The following is a 15,331-nucleotide window of genomic DNA, read 5'->3' as shown; positions in this document are numbered from 1 at the left end:
TTAACGTTTATTGCTCAATTTAAAAGCAAAAACGGCGTTGAAGCAGTCAGCACGCATATGTTTGAATAACAATAAACTAAACTAAAACAGGCACTCTCACAACGCGCAGAAACAAAATGAAACGACTTTACCCCGACGTTACCTACTATGAAAACGGATTTATTGAAGTGGGAAGTGGGCATTCGCTTTACTTCGAGCAAAGTGGCAATCCAAACGGTATCCCCGTGTTTTTTATTCACGGCGGGCCTGGCGCAGGCTTACCCCCTAACTACAAATGCTTTTTTGATAGCAATAAGTATCGGATTATAGGTTACGAGCAACGTGGTTGCGGCCGCTCTACCCCCCTCGCCGATACGATAAACAACGACACGTGGTCTAATGTTGAAGATATAGAAGCATTAAGAACCCACCTTTCTATACCAAAATTTTTACTGTTCGGCGGCTCATGGGGCTCTACACTCGCCTTACTTTATGCGCTCAAGTATACCTCGCGAGTAACAGGTCTTATTCTTCGCGGCGTATTTTTAGCCAGGCAAGAAGATAGGGATTGGTTTTTATCACCAAATGGATGCGCTGCTCAGTTATTTCCTGAGTACTACCGCAAATTCACCAAGGATGTGCCTACACCAGTGACCTCAAGCGCAGTGTGCAGTTTTTATAGCGCAATGGTACGCTCTAGCAATGAGGTACTGCGGCACGCAGCCCTAAAGCGCTGGTATCAGTGGGAAGAGCGATTGTCGCGCATTACTTTACCCCCAGGCGTAGGCGATTCTACTGATAATTACCCCATGCAATTAGTCACTTGCCTAGCAACTTTAGAGTGCCACTTCCTTTCTAACAAATGCTTTTTAAATGAAAACTACATCCTTGAAAACATTGATAAAATAAGTCATATTCCGGGCACTATTATTCATGGTCGCTACGATATGATCTGTAAAACGGAAGCTGCTGAAGCACTGCACAAAGCATGGCCCCAGAGCCAGTTACAAATCATTCCAGATGCGGGGCACAGCACATCCGAACCGAGTATAGGTTACGCCCTTTGCCGCGCTACGCGCGACATGTCACGCTTTATTCAGGAGTCATCAAAGTGATAGGGCTTATTCAACGGGTATCGGAAGCTAACGTAACTGTCGACGACAACGTTATTGGTGAGATCGGCAAAGGCATGTTGGTGCTGTTAGGTGTTGAAAAGGATGACGGCGAAGCGCAAATAGAGAAACTTGCAAATAAACTCTGTCGTTATCGTATGTTTAGCGATGAAAACGGCAAAATGAATTTAAACATTGAGCAAGTCGATGGCGAAATACTGGTGGTATCTCAGTTCACGCTTGTTGCAGACACACAAAAAGGGAATCGTCCAGGTTTCTCCCGCGGTGCATCCCCAGAACATGGTCAAGCTATCTATGAACAATTTGTACAAGCCCTTAAAGATAAAGGCATGAAAGTAGCTACCGGTAAGTTTGGTGCCGACATGCAAGTTGGCCTTGTAAACGATGGCCCTGTGACATTTCACTTTCACGTTTAAAGGCACTACATTGAGGGTGTCCGCACTTTACATCTTGGTTCATCACACACCATTTAAGTTTACAGGTATCTACACCCACTTAGTTAAAATAAGTGTTAAGCGAGCGCAGAACAAGCTATTACGGGTCACTTATTCATCACCCCATATATGCTTACATAATTAAGCTTGTACCTCATGGGTTCTTACGTTTAAATACTCTTTCACTCATTTAAGAAGGTCGGTTTACTGTGTACAAGGTAGTTACGCCAAAAAGCGACGTCGAATTTGAAGCCTATTATCAGTTTCGATGGGAGCACTTACGCCAACCATGGAATTTTCCACCTGGTTCTGAAAAAGACGAATATGAACAGGTTGCCGAGCACCGCGTTATTACCAATCGTAAGAACGAAATCGTAGCCTGTGGCCGCGTACATTTGAATACGGCTGAAGAGGCGCAAATTCGTCATATCGCTGTGAACCCAGAACATCAACGCAAAGGCTTAGGTCAAATGATCATGGCCGCGCTAGAAAACGTGGCCAAAGACTTAGGTGCTGAGCGAGCAGTAACAAATAGCCGCGAAATATCCATCGACTTTTTTAGTGCTTGCGGCTTTGAAATTGAACGTGAAGCCCCTAACGAATTAGGTATGCTAAAACGCCAGCAAATGGTCAAAAAATTCACTGAAAGCAATACCCTAGTATTACATCCTAAATGGTGTAAATCACTGCAAGAGACGTGGTCAGAGACCATACCTATCACCGAACACATGGGTATCAAGCTACACCAATATACCGGGCGTACTCTAGAAACCCGCGCGTCGCTTAATAAAAACATTAATATACACGGCACTATGTTTGCGGGCAGTATATTCTCTTTAGCCACGTTAACGGGCTGGGGCATGATTTACTTGCAGCTTAAAGAGCGTGGTTTAGACGGTGATATTGTATTAGGCGATGGAGATATCCATTACCATAAGCCCATCACCATGAAACCAAGGGCCATCTGTAATATCGAAACCTTATCGGGTAAGTTTAAGCCGCTAGAAAACGACAAAAAAGCACGGTTTGAGCTAAGTGTGGCTATTTTAGATGGCGATACGCCAGTAGCGGAATTTGAAGGTGTATTCTACGTTCTTCCCCCTTCTAAAAACGAAGAAGAGTAGCGGTGCGGGCTGACGCGTTGCCATTTTTGATAAAAATATACACACAAAAAAAGCGCCTTTAAGGCGCTTTTTCGTAACTAAGCTGTTTGTAAGCTATGTACTGCGTCTACTACGCGACCATAGCAGCTTGAAGCTTTTTCATCGCGTTCTTTTCAATTTGACGAACACGCTCTGCAGAAACTTGATACTTATCAGCTAAGTCCTGCAGGGTGATTTTGTTGTCTGCCAACCAACGGGTTTCAATGATGTCTTGGCTTCGCTCATCTAGCGTTTTAATGGCTGAATACAAACGCTTGCTCGCCGCTGTATCCCAATCATTGTTAATCACGTCGGTTTCAACGTCTGAAGACTTGTCTTCTAGATATTGAACTGGTGCAAAATTACCTGTTTCATCTTCATCCGCAGTTAGGTCAAACGCCTGATCCTGAGAACTCATACGCGCTTCCATTTGAAGCACTTCTTTCGTACTCACACCCAATTCGTCTGCAACGGTTTGCACTTCAGCATGGGTAAACCAACCAAGACGTTTTTTCGCCTTACGAAGGTTAAAGAATAATTTACGCTGCGCTTTAGTTGTCGCAACTTTTACTATTCGCCAGTTTTTAAGTACAAACTCATGAATTTCTGCTTTTATCCAATGCACCGCAAAAGAAACCAAACGCACGCCCACTGTTGGGTCGAAACGCTTAACGGCTTTCATCAGACCGATATTACCTTCTTGAATTAAGTCGGCTTGTGGTAAGCCATAACCTGAGTAAGATTTTGCAATGTGCACTACAAAACGAAGGTGTGACATTACTAGCTTACGAGCGGCTTGTAAGTCTTCGTCTTCGCGAAGGCGCACTGCCAACTCGCGCTCTTCCTCAGCGCTAAGCATATCAATGCTGCTTACAGCTTGAATGTAGCCTTCGATGCTACCGCTGTGTGGCACTGACAGGGCCATAGATTGCAAATTGTTGCTCATTGTTCACCTCATTTATTGCCGCTTCATATTAGCAAAGTAACTGAAGCTGCGCGAGACCTAATTAAGATATGAAGTCTAACCGATATGTAGGTATAGTGACTATTTCTACAATATCAAGACCTAGAATAAGAAAAAAAGTTCAACTTTAAGAAAGAACTATCTATTTAGCACTCTCTCAATCAAAACCTCTCGTCATTCCTTGATGGGCGCAAGCTCTTCTGACTTCATACTCCACTAATGTCATATACGTTCAATGACTGACCTGCATTTAGTAGGAGTTGGGTAGGTCATTTAACAATAACGATATTATACTTTAATTACATAGCAAGAATTAAAAGCTAATCTCACTGATATGAATTCTAACGTTTATACGCTACCTACATCAGCGCGAACATAAATATTAGCAGCCTGCATTATTACGGGCACTTAAAATCTTACAGTAGAGCCATACGCTTATTAGCGAGTATTTTATATCTTGCTTTTCTCTTCGGAAATTGAAAATATTAGATTGTATCAATCGATTTTGCACTACGACCGCTGCATGGCATTTTCCAGACAAGAATAATAAAAAACTGGAAGGGAAATACTTAAGGAAGGAGTAAGGCAAGTAAAGCAAAGAGGAATATGATGTTTGCTTACGTCGCTAGACAGCCCATATTTGATGTAAATCGAGAGGTTTACGCTTACGAACTGCTTTTTCGCGTGGGCGAGGAAAATTGTTTTCCAGATATCCCCCCCGACGAGGCCACCTCGAAAATTCTCACCTCTACCCACTTAAGTTTGGGCATTGAAGAAATTACCGGAGACAAAAAAGCGTTCATCAATTTTCATCGAGATACGCTAATGTTTCGCTTTCCCACGTCGCTAGATGCAGACAAAGTTGTGATCGAAATCGTTGAAACGGTAGAAGTAGATGACGCCTTGGTTGCGGCTTGTAAGCACATCCGCGGATTGGGGTATCCAATTGCCTTAGATGATTATGACATGAAGGGAAAATGGGAAGCTTTTATTCCCTTCACCAGTGTCGTGAAAATTGATATCACCGAAATTCCTCACGATGAAATACCCGCCTTGGTGGCGCGTTTTAAATCAAACAAAATCAAGCTAGTTGCTGAGAAGATTGAAACCTATGAAGAGTTTCATAAATTTAAAGACATGGGGTTTGATTACTTCCAAGGCTATTTCCTTGCTAAGCCGGAAATTGTAAGACATAGAAAGTTGGGGCCAAGCAGCTTAACTATGATGGAACTACTCACCCTAAGTAGCCAACCCAAGCTTAATTTCGATGATGTGAATAGTATTATTGAAAGAGATCCATCGCTCACTTACCTTTTGCTGCGCTTTATCAATAACCCTTTGGTAAACAAGCGCCATAAAATAACGTCACTAAAGCATGCGCTAACCTTTATGGGTGAGGTAGAAGTGAAGAAGTTTATCTCTTTACTTGCTCTTGCCAACTTAAGCGATGGTCAACCCAGCGAGTTGATGCAGATGGCACTGGTTCGTGCAAAGTTTTGTGAATTAGTGTTTACCCAGCTTGAGGCTTCTGACAACCCGCTTAAAGGCTTCCTCACCGGGCTGTTGTCTCTACTTGACGCCATGATGGAGCAACGTATTGACGACCTAGTGAGCAAGGTTCCGATCAGCGATGATGTTAAAGACGCGCTTTGCGGGACACCCAGCAAGCTACGTAATTGCTTGACGCTTGTTCAGTATTTCGAGCGAGCTAACTGGGCTGGCGTTAAACAATTTGCCGCTAAGTATGAAATGAAGCAAAGTCTACTACACAGCTACTACAATGAAGCAATTAAGTGGGCAAAGCACATTCATAGCTCGGCTTTGAAAGATGACTAATGAGCACAGTAAAAGAATGAGTTATCAAAATAATCATTGATTTGTTGTTAGATTATGCCTACATATCATAGACTAGGGTGTGGCTACATATTTTCTAAGCCCACCCGATACCAATAGAAACGTCGTCAAACCATGTTGCCTCAGGAATAGTTTATGTTTGCGTTCATAGCTCGCCAGCCTATTTTAGACAAAAGCAAAGACGTATTTGCTTATGAGCTGTTATTTCGGGATGGTAAATCTGGTGCATATCCGGAACACAGTGATCAAAAAGCTAAATATATTTCAGAGCACTTTCATCCACTAGGGCTTGACGATATAAGCGGTGAGAAAACATCCTTTATCACTTTCTCATCTGATACCATTATTTCACGCTTTCCCACTTCGCTTAACCCTGAGTCGGTTGTTGTTGAGCTGGCCGACCCTACCGATAACGCCAACGGCCTGTTCGAAGCATGTCAGCACATCAAGCAGCTTGGTTTCAAGCTCGCTATTGACGACCCTATGATGGTAGGCGCGACACATGATATCTTCCCGCTAATTGATATAGTAAAAGTAGATGTCACTAAGACCCGCTTTGAAACCATCGAAAAGCATATCCCCCGCTATCATGACGCGAATGTGAAACTTGTTGCTGAGCAGGTTGATACCCAAGATAATTTCTCTACTTGTGTAGATTTAGGCTTCGACTTTTTCCAAGGTTATTTCTTTTCGCAGCCCGAAGCGCGCATCCTGAAGCAGCTTCCGGCCTCTAAAATGAACATCGTGGATTTGATGGGGGAAAGCTCAAGTACTCACTTTGACATAGAGCGCATTAGCCAAATTATTGAACGCGATGCCACACTCAGCTTCTTATTGCTAAAATTCATTAATAACCCAACCATCAATAAGCGCTATAAGATTACATCGTTAAAGCACGCCCTTAATTACATGGGTGAAGTTGAGATTAAGAAATTTATTGCGCTACTAAGCTTAACTAACCTAGGCGACGAGAAACCTCTTGAGATCATACATATGTCGCTTGTGCGCGCGAAATTCTTTGATTTGCTTGCTGAGCGCAGAGGCATTAAAAATAACCCGCCAATATCTTTCTTAGTTGGGCTATTTTCGTTACTTGAAGGTTTACTCGATCAGTCTATGAGCGACATTGTGAAACAGCTTCCGTTGTCTGAAGAGGTGAATGACGCCTTATTAGGTAAGAACTTGGAAATGAACAATTATATGACGTTAGTCCGCGCATTCGAGAGCGCACTGTGGATGAACGTTATCAAGCAAGCAAAGTTGCTAGACATTGATCAAAAGCAACTACACATGCTTTATAACCAAGCGATTATTTGGGGCAACGGCGTGCGCAGCGCTATATCTTCACACTACCCACGAGCTATTGCGTAAAAGTTATGTATAGAAGGTGATGCGTTTACGCTAGGCTAACTCCAAGAGGCCGATTAGCACATAACTAGAAATTTTTCGTCACCACCTTTATTTGGGCTCAATCTCTTTTACGTGACGTTGGACAGAGATAAGCGACCCAAGTAAACCTAGCAGCACAGAAAGCCCCAACATGGTTAATAATGCTGTGCCAGTAAGCCCAGTGATATTAAATTCTTTCTGGTACATGGTAGCAAACGTTGTGATGCTGCTGTCCATCCACCATAAAATAATGATTACGGCAAACCAAGCCATTAACCCGCCCAGTAGGCCATACCAGAAGCCGGTGTATAAGAAAGGGCGATGAATGAATGCATCTGTCGCCCCTACCAGCTTCATTACTACAATTTCATCGTACTTATTTAAGATATTTAGACGGATGGTGTTACCAATAATAAGCACCACAGCGATAAACAGGAGCAGACCAATTAAGGTAACTAAGTCTCTTGCGATATCAATGACCGCATACAATCGCTCTAGCCACTCAATATCAAGCTTGCCAATGTCTACTTCTCGCTGCTGGCGAAGCTTATCTAACAGCGCTTTAGCAGCAGTGGGTGAAGCATGCTTTGCATTGGGGGTAACTAATACGACATCCGGCAGCGGGTTTTTCTCCAGATACGCGATGGCATCGCCTAATCCAGATAAATGCTGAAATTCCTTAAGGGCATCATCGGCAGGAATGTAAACTACGCTGTCTATTTCAGACCAAGTATTCAGTCTGGCGACTAGCTGTTGTGAGCTTGCAGCATTGATACTAGGCTTTAAAAAAAGGGATATCTCTGATGCCTGGTCCCAGCCCGCGGTAATTTTCTCTGTGTTTTTTACCATGATATAAAGGGTGCTTGGCAAGGTTATACTTAAACCCAGCACGCCAATTGTCATTAACGAGGCTAATGGCTGGCGCCAAAGCTCACCAAGGCTAGACAGGGCTTGTCGCACATGGCTAACAAAGAACATGACGATAGTTTGTACCATGCCCACTTTTGCTGAAGATGCGCCTTGGGCGCGACCTTTAAATAAAATACTCAAGACCACTCTCCTTCGCCATTACCTGAACCCGCGCCACCCATATCGTCGGTTAGACCATCAGTAATCATTTGCCCGTTTTTAAGGGTAAGCGTGCGGTAGCGCATACGCGCAATTAGTCCTAAGTCGTGAGTCGCAATCAGCACAGATACTCCCGCTTGATTGAAATCTTCGAACAAACGGATAATTTCCATTGAAAGTTTAGGGTCGAGGTTACCGGTTGGCTCGTCTGCAAGCAGCAAAGGAGGCTTATTTACGACTGCCCGCGCAATGCCTACGCGCTGTTGCTCACCACCAGATAACGTAATGGGTAAGCAGCGCGCTTTGTCTCTAAGACCCACCATTTCAAGGGCAGCGTCTACGCGTTTGCGAATTTCTTTGTGCGTATATCCTTCAATCACCAACGGTAAAGCGACATTATCAAAAACTGATTTATCCATTAATAATTGGTGGCTTTGAAAGATCATGCCGATATCGCGACGAATGTAGGCAATATCTCGGCGGGTGATGGTGTTAAGGTCGTGACCATTTATGAAGACGCGCCCTACTGTTGGGCGCTCCATAATGCTGATAAGTTTGAGAAGCGTACTTTTTCCCGCACCAGAATGCCCTGTTAAAAAGGCCATTTCGCCCGGTGCAATATGAAAATTTACCTTGCTAAGCGCGCGTTGCCCGCCTGGATAGGTTTTGCTTACCTGCTCAAACTTTATCATTATTTTTCCCTACCGCTTTGCTGGTTTTAGCTTTCAGGTGTGTCCATTTCGCTAAACAAGGCATCAATAAATTCTTGTCCGTCAAACTGGCGTAAATCATCGATACTTTCGCCAACACCTATATACCTTATAGGAATTTTAAACTTATCGGCAATAGAGAATATAACACCGCCTTTCGCTGTACCGTCTAACTTAGTAAGGGTGATACCAGTTAAGCCCACAGCTTCGTTAAACAACTTGGCTTGGCTAATAGCATTTTGACCGGTGCCAGCGTCTAGTGTAAGCATCACTTCATGAGGCGCGTTAGGATTAATCTTCTTCATCACGCGAACCACTTTCTTTAGCTCTTCCATCAAGTTGTTCTTGTTTTGCAAACGCCCTGCGGTGTCAGCAATAAGGATATCTGTGCCGCGAGATTTGGCCGCTTCCAAGGCATCGTAAAGTACTGATGCACTGTCAGCTCCGGTGTGCTGCGCGATAACGGGAATGTCGTTGCGCTCCCCCCATACTTGAAGCTGTTCGACGGCTGCCGCTCTAAAGGTATCACCGGCGGCAAGCATCACTTTCTTGCCTTCTTGCTGAAATTGCTTAGCAAGTTTGCCTATAGTGGTGGTTTTACCAACGCCATTAACACCCACCATTAAAATAACAAAAGGGCCTTCATTTGAATCATGCGCCTTCATAACCTCAGCTAGTGGCTGATTAACTTCAGACAACATACCCGACATTTGCTGCTTCATGATTTCAAGAAGAGCTTCCGCGTCTTTGAGGTCTTTACGTGACGCGCTATCAGTCAAGTGGTCAATAATTTTCTGTGTGGTATCCATGCCCACGTCGGCCACTAAAAGCTGTGTTTCGAGATCTTCGTACAGCTCATCGTCAATGGTTTTGCCTTTAAATAGGCTAACGATGCCGCTGCCCAAATTCTCTTTTGTGCGAGATAGACTTTCCTTTAAGCGTGCGAATAACGACTTTTTCTCTTTAGGCTTTTCTTCAGCTTGGGCTTTGGCCTGTGCTTCAGCTTCCGCCTTTGCGCGAGCTTCTTCTTCCGCTTGGGCTTTAGCTAGTGCTTCAGCTTCTGCCTTTACGCGAGCTTCTTCTTCCGCTTTCGCCTGCGCTTCGGCTTCTGCCTTTAAGCGAGCCTCTTCTTCCGCTTGCGCTTTCGCTTGTGCTTCGGCTTCTGCCTTTGCGCGTGCCTCTTCTTCCGCTTGCGCTCTCGCCTGTGCTTCAGCTTCCGCCTTTAAGCGAGCTTCTTCTTCCGCTTGCGCTTTCGCCTGTGCTTCAGCTTCGGCCTTTGCGCGAGCTTCTTCTTCCGCTTGCGCTCTCGCCTGTGCTTCAGCTTCCGCCTTTAAGCGAGCTTCTTCTTCCGCTTGCGCTTTCGCCTGTGCTTCAGCTTCTGCCTTTACGCGAGCTTCTTCTTCCGCTTGCGCTTTCGCCTGCGCTTCGGCTTCTGCCTTTACGCGAGCCTCTTCTTCCGCTTGGGCTTTAGCTTGTGCTTCAGCTTCCGCCTTTAAGCGAGCCTCTTCTTCTTCCGCTTGCGCTTTCGCCTGTGCTTCGGCTTCTGCCTTTAAGCGAGCTTCTTCTTCCGCTTGGGCTTTTTGTTTCTCTGCTTTCTTGTTCTTACTGAACCAGCCAAAAAGTTTCGACATCGTTAGGACAAATCCTTATAAATTCTTAGCAATTTCGGCTACACTTGCCGCCTAATGTATGAACGCATGATACCACTGTCGGCCACTATGAAGCGAGTTTCTCGCCCTACTCGGGCACCATCTTCTGCAAAAAAACCTTATTCATCCCCAAAAGGGAAAAAATCAGGGAAAACCCAAAGCACAAATAGTCCTGGGCAAATACGTATTATCGGTGGTCAATGGCGCGGTAGAAAGCTGCCTGTATTAAACGCAGAAGGGTTGAGACCTACTACCGACAGAAATAAAGAGACCTTATTTAACTGGTTAATGCCTCATATTAACGACGCACGCTGTCTAGATGTATTTGCTGGCTCTGGTGGACTGGGGCTAGAAGCATTATCGCGTTATGCCGCCCATTGCGATTTTATTGAATTAGATAATCAAGCTGTGTCACAGCTAAAAAGTAACCTGACTTTGCTTAAAGCAAATGACGTAGCGTCAGCCAACGTCCATCAAGGTAATGCACTAAATATTTTGAAAGAGCTTAACGCTTCAACGCCTACCGAATTACCCTACGATGTAGTATTTGTCGACCCGCCGTTTGGCAAAGATTTAGTAGAACCTACGCTTATATCCCTTGCAGAGCACAATTTAGTGCAAAGCGGCAGCGTGGTTTACTTAGAGCATGAAAGTACGCTTACAACACCTACGTTACCTACCCAATGGCAAGTTATTAAAGAAAAAAACACCAGCGCACTGCGCTACATGTTAATAGAAGTGAACTAACTAAAACGTACAATTAGCGCTGCGTAAAGCCGTGAACCTACCTAAGGTGCACGGCGTAGCGACTTTAAAGTTCAAGGCCTATGTTCGATATACCCGCTTCCAAAGCAAGGGCTTTCATTTCGTCTGCTGCCTTTGCAGGATACTTAGCCTGCTCAACGTAATCGAGCAGTTCGTTTTGTACCTCTACTTCAAATTCCATAAGTGGATGACCTTTCACGGTCTCATCATCAGCTTCTTCGCTTTCTAACAAATAAGCTTCAACGCTACCTTGAGATAGCTTGCTGATAACCACAGCACCTTGAGGATCGTCACCTGCTATTAGGTTGAGTAGGCCAGCTAATCCGATAGCTGCATCAATGGCAGGGTACACGCCATAGTTATCGTGTTCGCTAGTATCAGGGGTGGCAACTTCCACTTTTTCAAGCTGCACCGCGATATTAAATTTACTTTTGGGAGACTTAAGTGTTTCCCAGACCAAGTTTAAGCAGTTGCGTAAGGCACTCGCATCACCACTTTCTGTAAGCTCACAAAAAAGCGTGTAGTTAGGCAGCATACGCTCAAGTAATGCAGCGCCGAATGCAACGGCTTTCCAGCCTTCCAAGGCGCGAACACGCCCAAAGGTATTAAGTTTTTGCTTTGCCATTTAAAGGGCTCCAGTGGCATGCATGAAATATTTGGTAACGCCATCTAATAACATTTGAATAGCGATCATAACGAGGATCATACCCATTAATCGCTCCATAGCAACTAGGCCACGCTCCCCTAAAATTTTATGGAACACGTTTGAAAATAATAAGATGACAGCGCTAATCGACCAGGAAGCGGAAAGCGCTAGTGACCAATCTACCATTCTATCTGGCGCTTGGTTAGCAAGGAGAATTAGCGCAGCTAACGTTGAAGGGCCTGCGATCATGGGAATAGCAAGAGGCACCAAAAAAGGCTCTTCACCCACAGCAAGTCCGCTGGGGTTACCAGACGACGGAAATATCATCTTAAGCGCGATAAGAAATAAAATGATGCCGCCGGCAATACTCACGGTTTCTTGCTCTACATTCAAAAAGTTGAGTACTGACTGACCACTAAATAGAAATAAGAACAAAATACCAAGGGCAAACAACAACTCTCGAATAAGAATAAATTGACGTCGTTTGGGTTCTATCGATTTAAGCACCGACATAAAAACCGGCAGATTACCGAGCGGATCCATGATCAAAAAAAGCATGACGGCAGCGGACCAGGTATCCATTTTTTATTGTCTCCGGTTGAGAGCGTAAGCCCAATTTAAACGAGAATCGTACAGTATAACCCAAGATTCATGCAGATAGGTGGTTGTGACGCGCAATGGTAAACCAAGCAGAGTGAGTAAAAAACACCTTTTAACACTCTGCACCCGCTCATTACGTCTATCTAATTCCGATTCAATGAAACTAGTAGACTGCAAACTGTAGTGAACATTAAAAGAATCGTTAAAAAGACTCGAAAAATGGCAGAAATGGGCTTAACTAAAACAATAGGAAGCAGTATGCAACAGGCGTAGCAACGATAACCTTATCTAGGCTTTGGTTTTTGCAATGCGTAAATAAGAGCGTTTACCATAGCTAGATGTTTAGTGTTTTATTCGCCTTTTAGGTAATGTCCTGTACAAAGCGCTTCTGATGTAATGATGAGTTCACACAGCCTTGACCAAAGATGAGGTCAGGTTAAAACCTAACAATAACAACCACAATAGGAAAAATTGCAATGAGTTTGATGACGGTAAAAGAAGTGGCAGCATTTCTGGGTGTGCAAGAAGTGCGCGTAGAGCGTCTAGAACGCGAAAGCCTTTTAGTATCAAAAGACAAAGATACCGACGGTAACCCACTTTTTGATAGCGGTGATGTTGAACGTTATAAAACACTCGCAGAACGCTTAGGCGGGATCTAATTAACGAAAAGGGGCGCCACATTGTGAAGCCCCCTCTGCTTTTATTTATGCACTGAAGTCTTTAAGCATTCTGGCAATTGAACGAATACCTTTTGCTGTTGCACCTACTGGCATTTCAGAGGTTGCGCCACCGTGATAGGCCGCAGCCAAATCTAAATGCACCCAGCCTTCTGGTTTGACAAAGCGCGATAAGAAGCCGGCTGCGTTTGACGCACCGCCACCGCCGCCACCTTTCATCGGGCGACTATTTGCCGTATCGGCAAACGCCGATGGACAGCGATCTGCATGAAAGTCTTCAAGGGGTAAAGGCCAAAAGCGCTCATTCTCTGCTTTTGCTGCTTTAAGCATTTGATCACGCGCATTGTCATCTAGTGAGAACACGCCGTGATAATCAGAGCCCAGTGCAACCACCGCTGCACCCGTTAGCGTTGCAGCATCGATAATTAGCGGTGCGCCGGTTTCCGTTGCCGCCATTAGACCGTCAGCTAGCACCAAACGCCCCTCAGCATCAGTGTTTACTACTTCAACAGTTACCCCATTTTTGTAGGTAAGTACATCGCCAAGTTTATAAGCGTGACCACTAATAAGGTTCTCCGCGCAGCACAGAACTAGCTGGATACGCTTTTCACTGCCTTGAGAAATTGATAAGCCTAGCGCACCTGTTACCGTTGCCGCGCCACCCATGTCGCACTTCATATCTAACATACCTTCGCTAGATTTAATGCTGTAACCGCCGCTGTCAAAAGTAATCCCTTTACCTACTAGCACAGCATCGACCGGGGCATCCGCATTGCCTGTGGGATTGTAATCAAGGACTAGCATTGCAGGCGGACGTTCACTACCACGACCCACGTTGTAAATACCTATCCAGCCTTGCTCTTTAAGGTCTTCACCTACAGTCATTGAGTAAGTGACTTTGTCTCCACCCAATGATTTAAGCCACTGGGCAGCGCGTGTCGCTAAAGTTTCAGGGCTAAGGTCTTCCGGCGTTTCGTTCACCAACTGACGGGTAAATAATAATGCCGCATATTCTTGCTCTAGCGCTGTTTTGTCAGCCGTATCCGCCCATTGGATAGAAGCAGGCTTGAGTGCACGTGTAAAGCTAAGAGCAAAGGCCCACTGTTGTTCTTTATGCCAATCCCCCTTAAGCGCAACGGCAGGCAACCCTAGACCATCTAATTTTCTCGCTGCTTGCTGAATTAATCGCTCGTTAAGCTTGTCATCAGGTAGATGAATAACTGCGCCTGATTCAGTGAAAGAAAGCTTAGCGCTTTCGCCCCATACAGCTTCAGCACTATTGGTTGAAAGGCTAACGGTAAATTCTGCCATCGCGTTTTATTCCTTATACATCGTTTTGTTTTCGAAAAGCGCTTTTTGCGCTTGCTCAAATGTTTGTTACTCTTTGGCGCCTTGTTTACTGCGCTTGTTGTTCGCTAACCACATACGCTTTGTTCGCTAAGCGCATACGCTATACGTGCTCGTTCAAAAGCACACATATCAATTAGCGAAACACACTAACGTGTTTTCATCTACATTCTAAAAAAGGCGACACATGAAGTTTTCACCTTCCTTATTACGCGGCACCCTTATAAAAAGGTACAAGCGATTTCTTGCCGATGTTGAGTTAGACGACGGCACTATTGTAACTGCACATTGCCCAAATACTGGCGCTATGACTGGCTGTGCTGTTCCTGGATACACTGTCTTTTTAAGTGAGTCCACCAACCCAAATCGAAAACTCAAGTATACATGGGAGCTAGCCCAAACATTTGATGGTCACTTCATCGGCATTAATACGCACAATGCTAATAAACTGGTGGCGGAAGCGCTAGATAACAAGGTGCTAAGCGAATTTTCAGACATCACAGATTGGAAAGCAGAAGTAACACCGCCAACCGCCAATAGCCGGTTCGACTTTGCATTAACCCGAAAAAATGCCGAACATCAGAGTGTTACTGAGTATATGGAAGTTAAATCCGTCACCTTAGCAGATGAAAACAAAGGGTTCTTCCCAGACGCAGTCACTCAACGCGGCGCGAAGCACTGTTTAGAACTTGCTCGTTTATCTGACAGTGGTATAAAAACCAGTCTATTATTCTGCGTACAACACACCGCCATCGAAAGTGTACAAGTGGCCGAGCATATTGATCCAACTTATGCAGAAAGCGTAAAGATTGCCGCTAATGCAGGCGTGACTCTGTTTGCCGCAGGCTGTATAATTGATGAACAAAAAATTCAATTAAATCAATTACTCCCTGTGATTTTATAAAAAATAGGTTGATTTTTTTCATTTCGCCTTCATATTTGCGCCTTGTTTTAGTGGTAGAACGCACTAATGC

Annotated in this window: 15 protein-coding genes; 8 read left to right on the top strand and 7 right to left on the bottom strand. The window is 44.6% G+C overall.

Annotated features, from left to right (window positions below):
• Nucleotides 1-116 precede the first annotated feature (116 nt).
• The 3 genes from pip (at nucleotide 117) to ACYX4M_RS09210 (ending at nucleotide 2,670) form a co-directional block, all read left to right on the top strand.
• Nucleotides 117-1,094, top strand: a complete 978-nt coding sequence (gene pip, locus ACYX4M_RS09220) for a prolyl aminopeptidase (RefSeq protein WP_476082763.1) — start codon at nucleotides 117-119, stop codon at nucleotides 1,092-1,094.
• Nucleotides 1,091-1,528, top strand: a complete 438-nt coding sequence (gene dtd, locus ACYX4M_RS09215; RefSeq protein ID WP_476082762.1) for a D-aminoacyl-tRNA deacylase — start codon at nucleotides 1,091-1,093, stop codon at nucleotides 1,526-1,528. Before pip ends, dtd begins: the two co-directional genes overlap by 4 nt.
• Nucleotides 1,529-1,755: 227 nt before the next feature.
• Nucleotides 1,756-2,670, top strand: a complete 915-nt coding sequence (locus ACYX4M_RS09210; RefSeq protein WP_334059857.1) for a bifunctional GNAT family N-acetyltransferase/hotdog fold thioesterase — start codon at nucleotides 1,756-1,758, stop codon at nucleotides 2,668-2,670.
• Nucleotides 2,671-2,779: 109 nt separating this feature from the next.
• Here ACYX4M_RS09210 and rpoH read toward each other — a convergent pair whose 3' ends face one another.
• Entirely contained in the window at nucleotides 2,780-3,634 is an 855-nt protein-coding gene (gene rpoH, locus ACYX4M_RS09205) for an RNA polymerase sigma factor RpoH (RefSeq protein ID WP_179984771.1), read from the bottom strand.
• Nucleotides 3,635-4,261: 627 nt separating this feature from the next.
• On the opposite strand from rpoH, the gene ACYX4M_RS09200 reads away from it, so the two are divergent.
• Nucleotides 4,262-5,488, top strand: a complete 1,227-nt coding sequence (locus ACYX4M_RS09200) for an EAL and HDOD domain-containing protein (RefSeq protein ID WP_476082867.1) — start codon at nucleotides 4,262-4,264, stop codon at nucleotides 5,486-5,488.
• A gap of 153 nt (nucleotides 5,489-5,641) precedes the next feature.
• A complete protein-coding gene (locus tag ACYX4M_RS09195; RefSeq protein WP_476082761.1) occupies nucleotides 5,642-6,877 on the top strand; it encodes an EAL and HDOD domain-containing protein in 1,236 nt (411 codons plus the stop codon).
• Nucleotides 6,878-6,964: 87 nt separating this feature from the next.
• On the opposite strand, the gene ftsX is transcribed toward ACYX4M_RS09195, so the two are convergent.
• Genes ftsX through ftsY form a run of 3 tightly spaced genes read right to left on the bottom strand, consistent with a single transcriptional unit; the run spans nucleotide 6,965 to nucleotide 10,304 of the window.
• Nucleotides 6,965-7,945, bottom strand: coding sequence for a permease-like cell division protein FtsX (ftsX, locus tag ACYX4M_RS09190; protein WP_476082760.1), 981 nt, complete (start codon nucleotides 7,943-7,945; stop codon nucleotides 6,965-6,967).
• Entirely contained in the window at nucleotides 7,942-8,655 is a 714-nt protein-coding gene (gene ftsE / locus ACYX4M_RS09185; protein WP_476082759.1) for a cell division ATP-binding protein FtsE, read from the bottom strand. The genes ftsX and ftsE overlap by 4 nt, the downstream gene beginning before the upstream one ends.
• Before the next feature lie 26 nt (nucleotides 8,656-8,681).
• On the bottom strand, nucleotides 8,682-10,304 hold the full coding sequence (gene ftsY, locus ACYX4M_RS09180; RefSeq protein WP_476082758.1) for a signal recognition particle-docking protein FtsY: 1,623 nt from the start codon (nucleotides 10,302-10,304) through the stop codon (nucleotides 8,682-8,684).
• A gap of 66 nt (nucleotides 10,305-10,370) precedes the next feature.
• Between ftsY and rsmD the strand changes: the two genes are divergently transcribed.
• Nucleotides 10,371-11,069, top strand: a complete 699-nt coding sequence (rsmD, locus tag ACYX4M_RS09175; RefSeq protein ID WP_476082757.1) for a 16S rRNA (guanine(966)-N(2))-methyltransferase RsmD — start codon at nucleotides 10,371-10,373, stop codon at nucleotides 11,067-11,069.
• A 64-nt stretch (nucleotides 11,070-11,133) separates the two neighbouring features.
• On the opposite strand, the gene ACYX4M_RS09170 is transcribed toward rsmD, so the two are convergent.
• Nucleotides 11,134-11,712 (bottom strand): YjaG family protein, encoded by a 579-nt coding sequence (locus ACYX4M_RS09170; RefSeq protein WP_025257558.1) that lies wholly within the window; start codon nucleotides 11,710-11,712, stop codon nucleotides 11,134-11,136.
• On the bottom strand, nucleotides 11,713-12,315 hold the full coding sequence (locus ACYX4M_RS09165) for a YhgN family NAAT transporter (protein ID WP_476082756.1): 603 nt from the start codon (nucleotides 12,313-12,315) through the stop codon (nucleotides 11,713-11,715).
• Nucleotides 12,316-12,809: 494 nt separating this feature from the next.
• Here ACYX4M_RS09165 and ACYX4M_RS09160 point away from each other — a divergent pair, with 494 nt between their 5' ends.
• Nucleotides 12,810-12,992: a hypothetical protein gene (locus tag ACYX4M_RS09160; RefSeq protein WP_014950994.1), complete on the top strand. Its 183-nt coding sequence runs from the start codon at nucleotides 12,810-12,812 to the stop codon at nucleotides 12,990-12,992.
• 45 nt (nucleotides 12,993-13,037) lie between these two features.
• Here ACYX4M_RS09160 and pepB read toward each other — a convergent pair whose 3' ends face one another.
• Nucleotides 13,038-14,321: an aminopeptidase PepB gene (pepB, locus tag ACYX4M_RS09155; protein WP_476082755.1), complete on the bottom strand. Its 1,284-nt coding sequence runs from the start codon at nucleotides 14,319-14,321 to the stop codon at nucleotides 13,038-13,040.
• A gap of 223 nt (nucleotides 14,322-14,544) precedes the next feature.
• On the opposite strand from pepB, the gene sfsA reads away from it, so the two are divergent.
• Entirely contained in the window at nucleotides 14,545-15,261 is a 717-nt protein-coding gene (gene sfsA, locus ACYX4M_RS09150) for a DNA/RNA nuclease SfsA (RefSeq protein WP_476082754.1), read from the top strand.
• Nucleotides 15,262-15,331 lie beyond the last annotated feature (70 nt).

The sequence above is a fragment of the Alteromonas sp. ABV4_150 genome, assembly GCF_056311745.1.
Note: the sequence above shows the minus strand (reverse complement) of the source record. Positions and strands in the feature narration are given on the sequence as shown.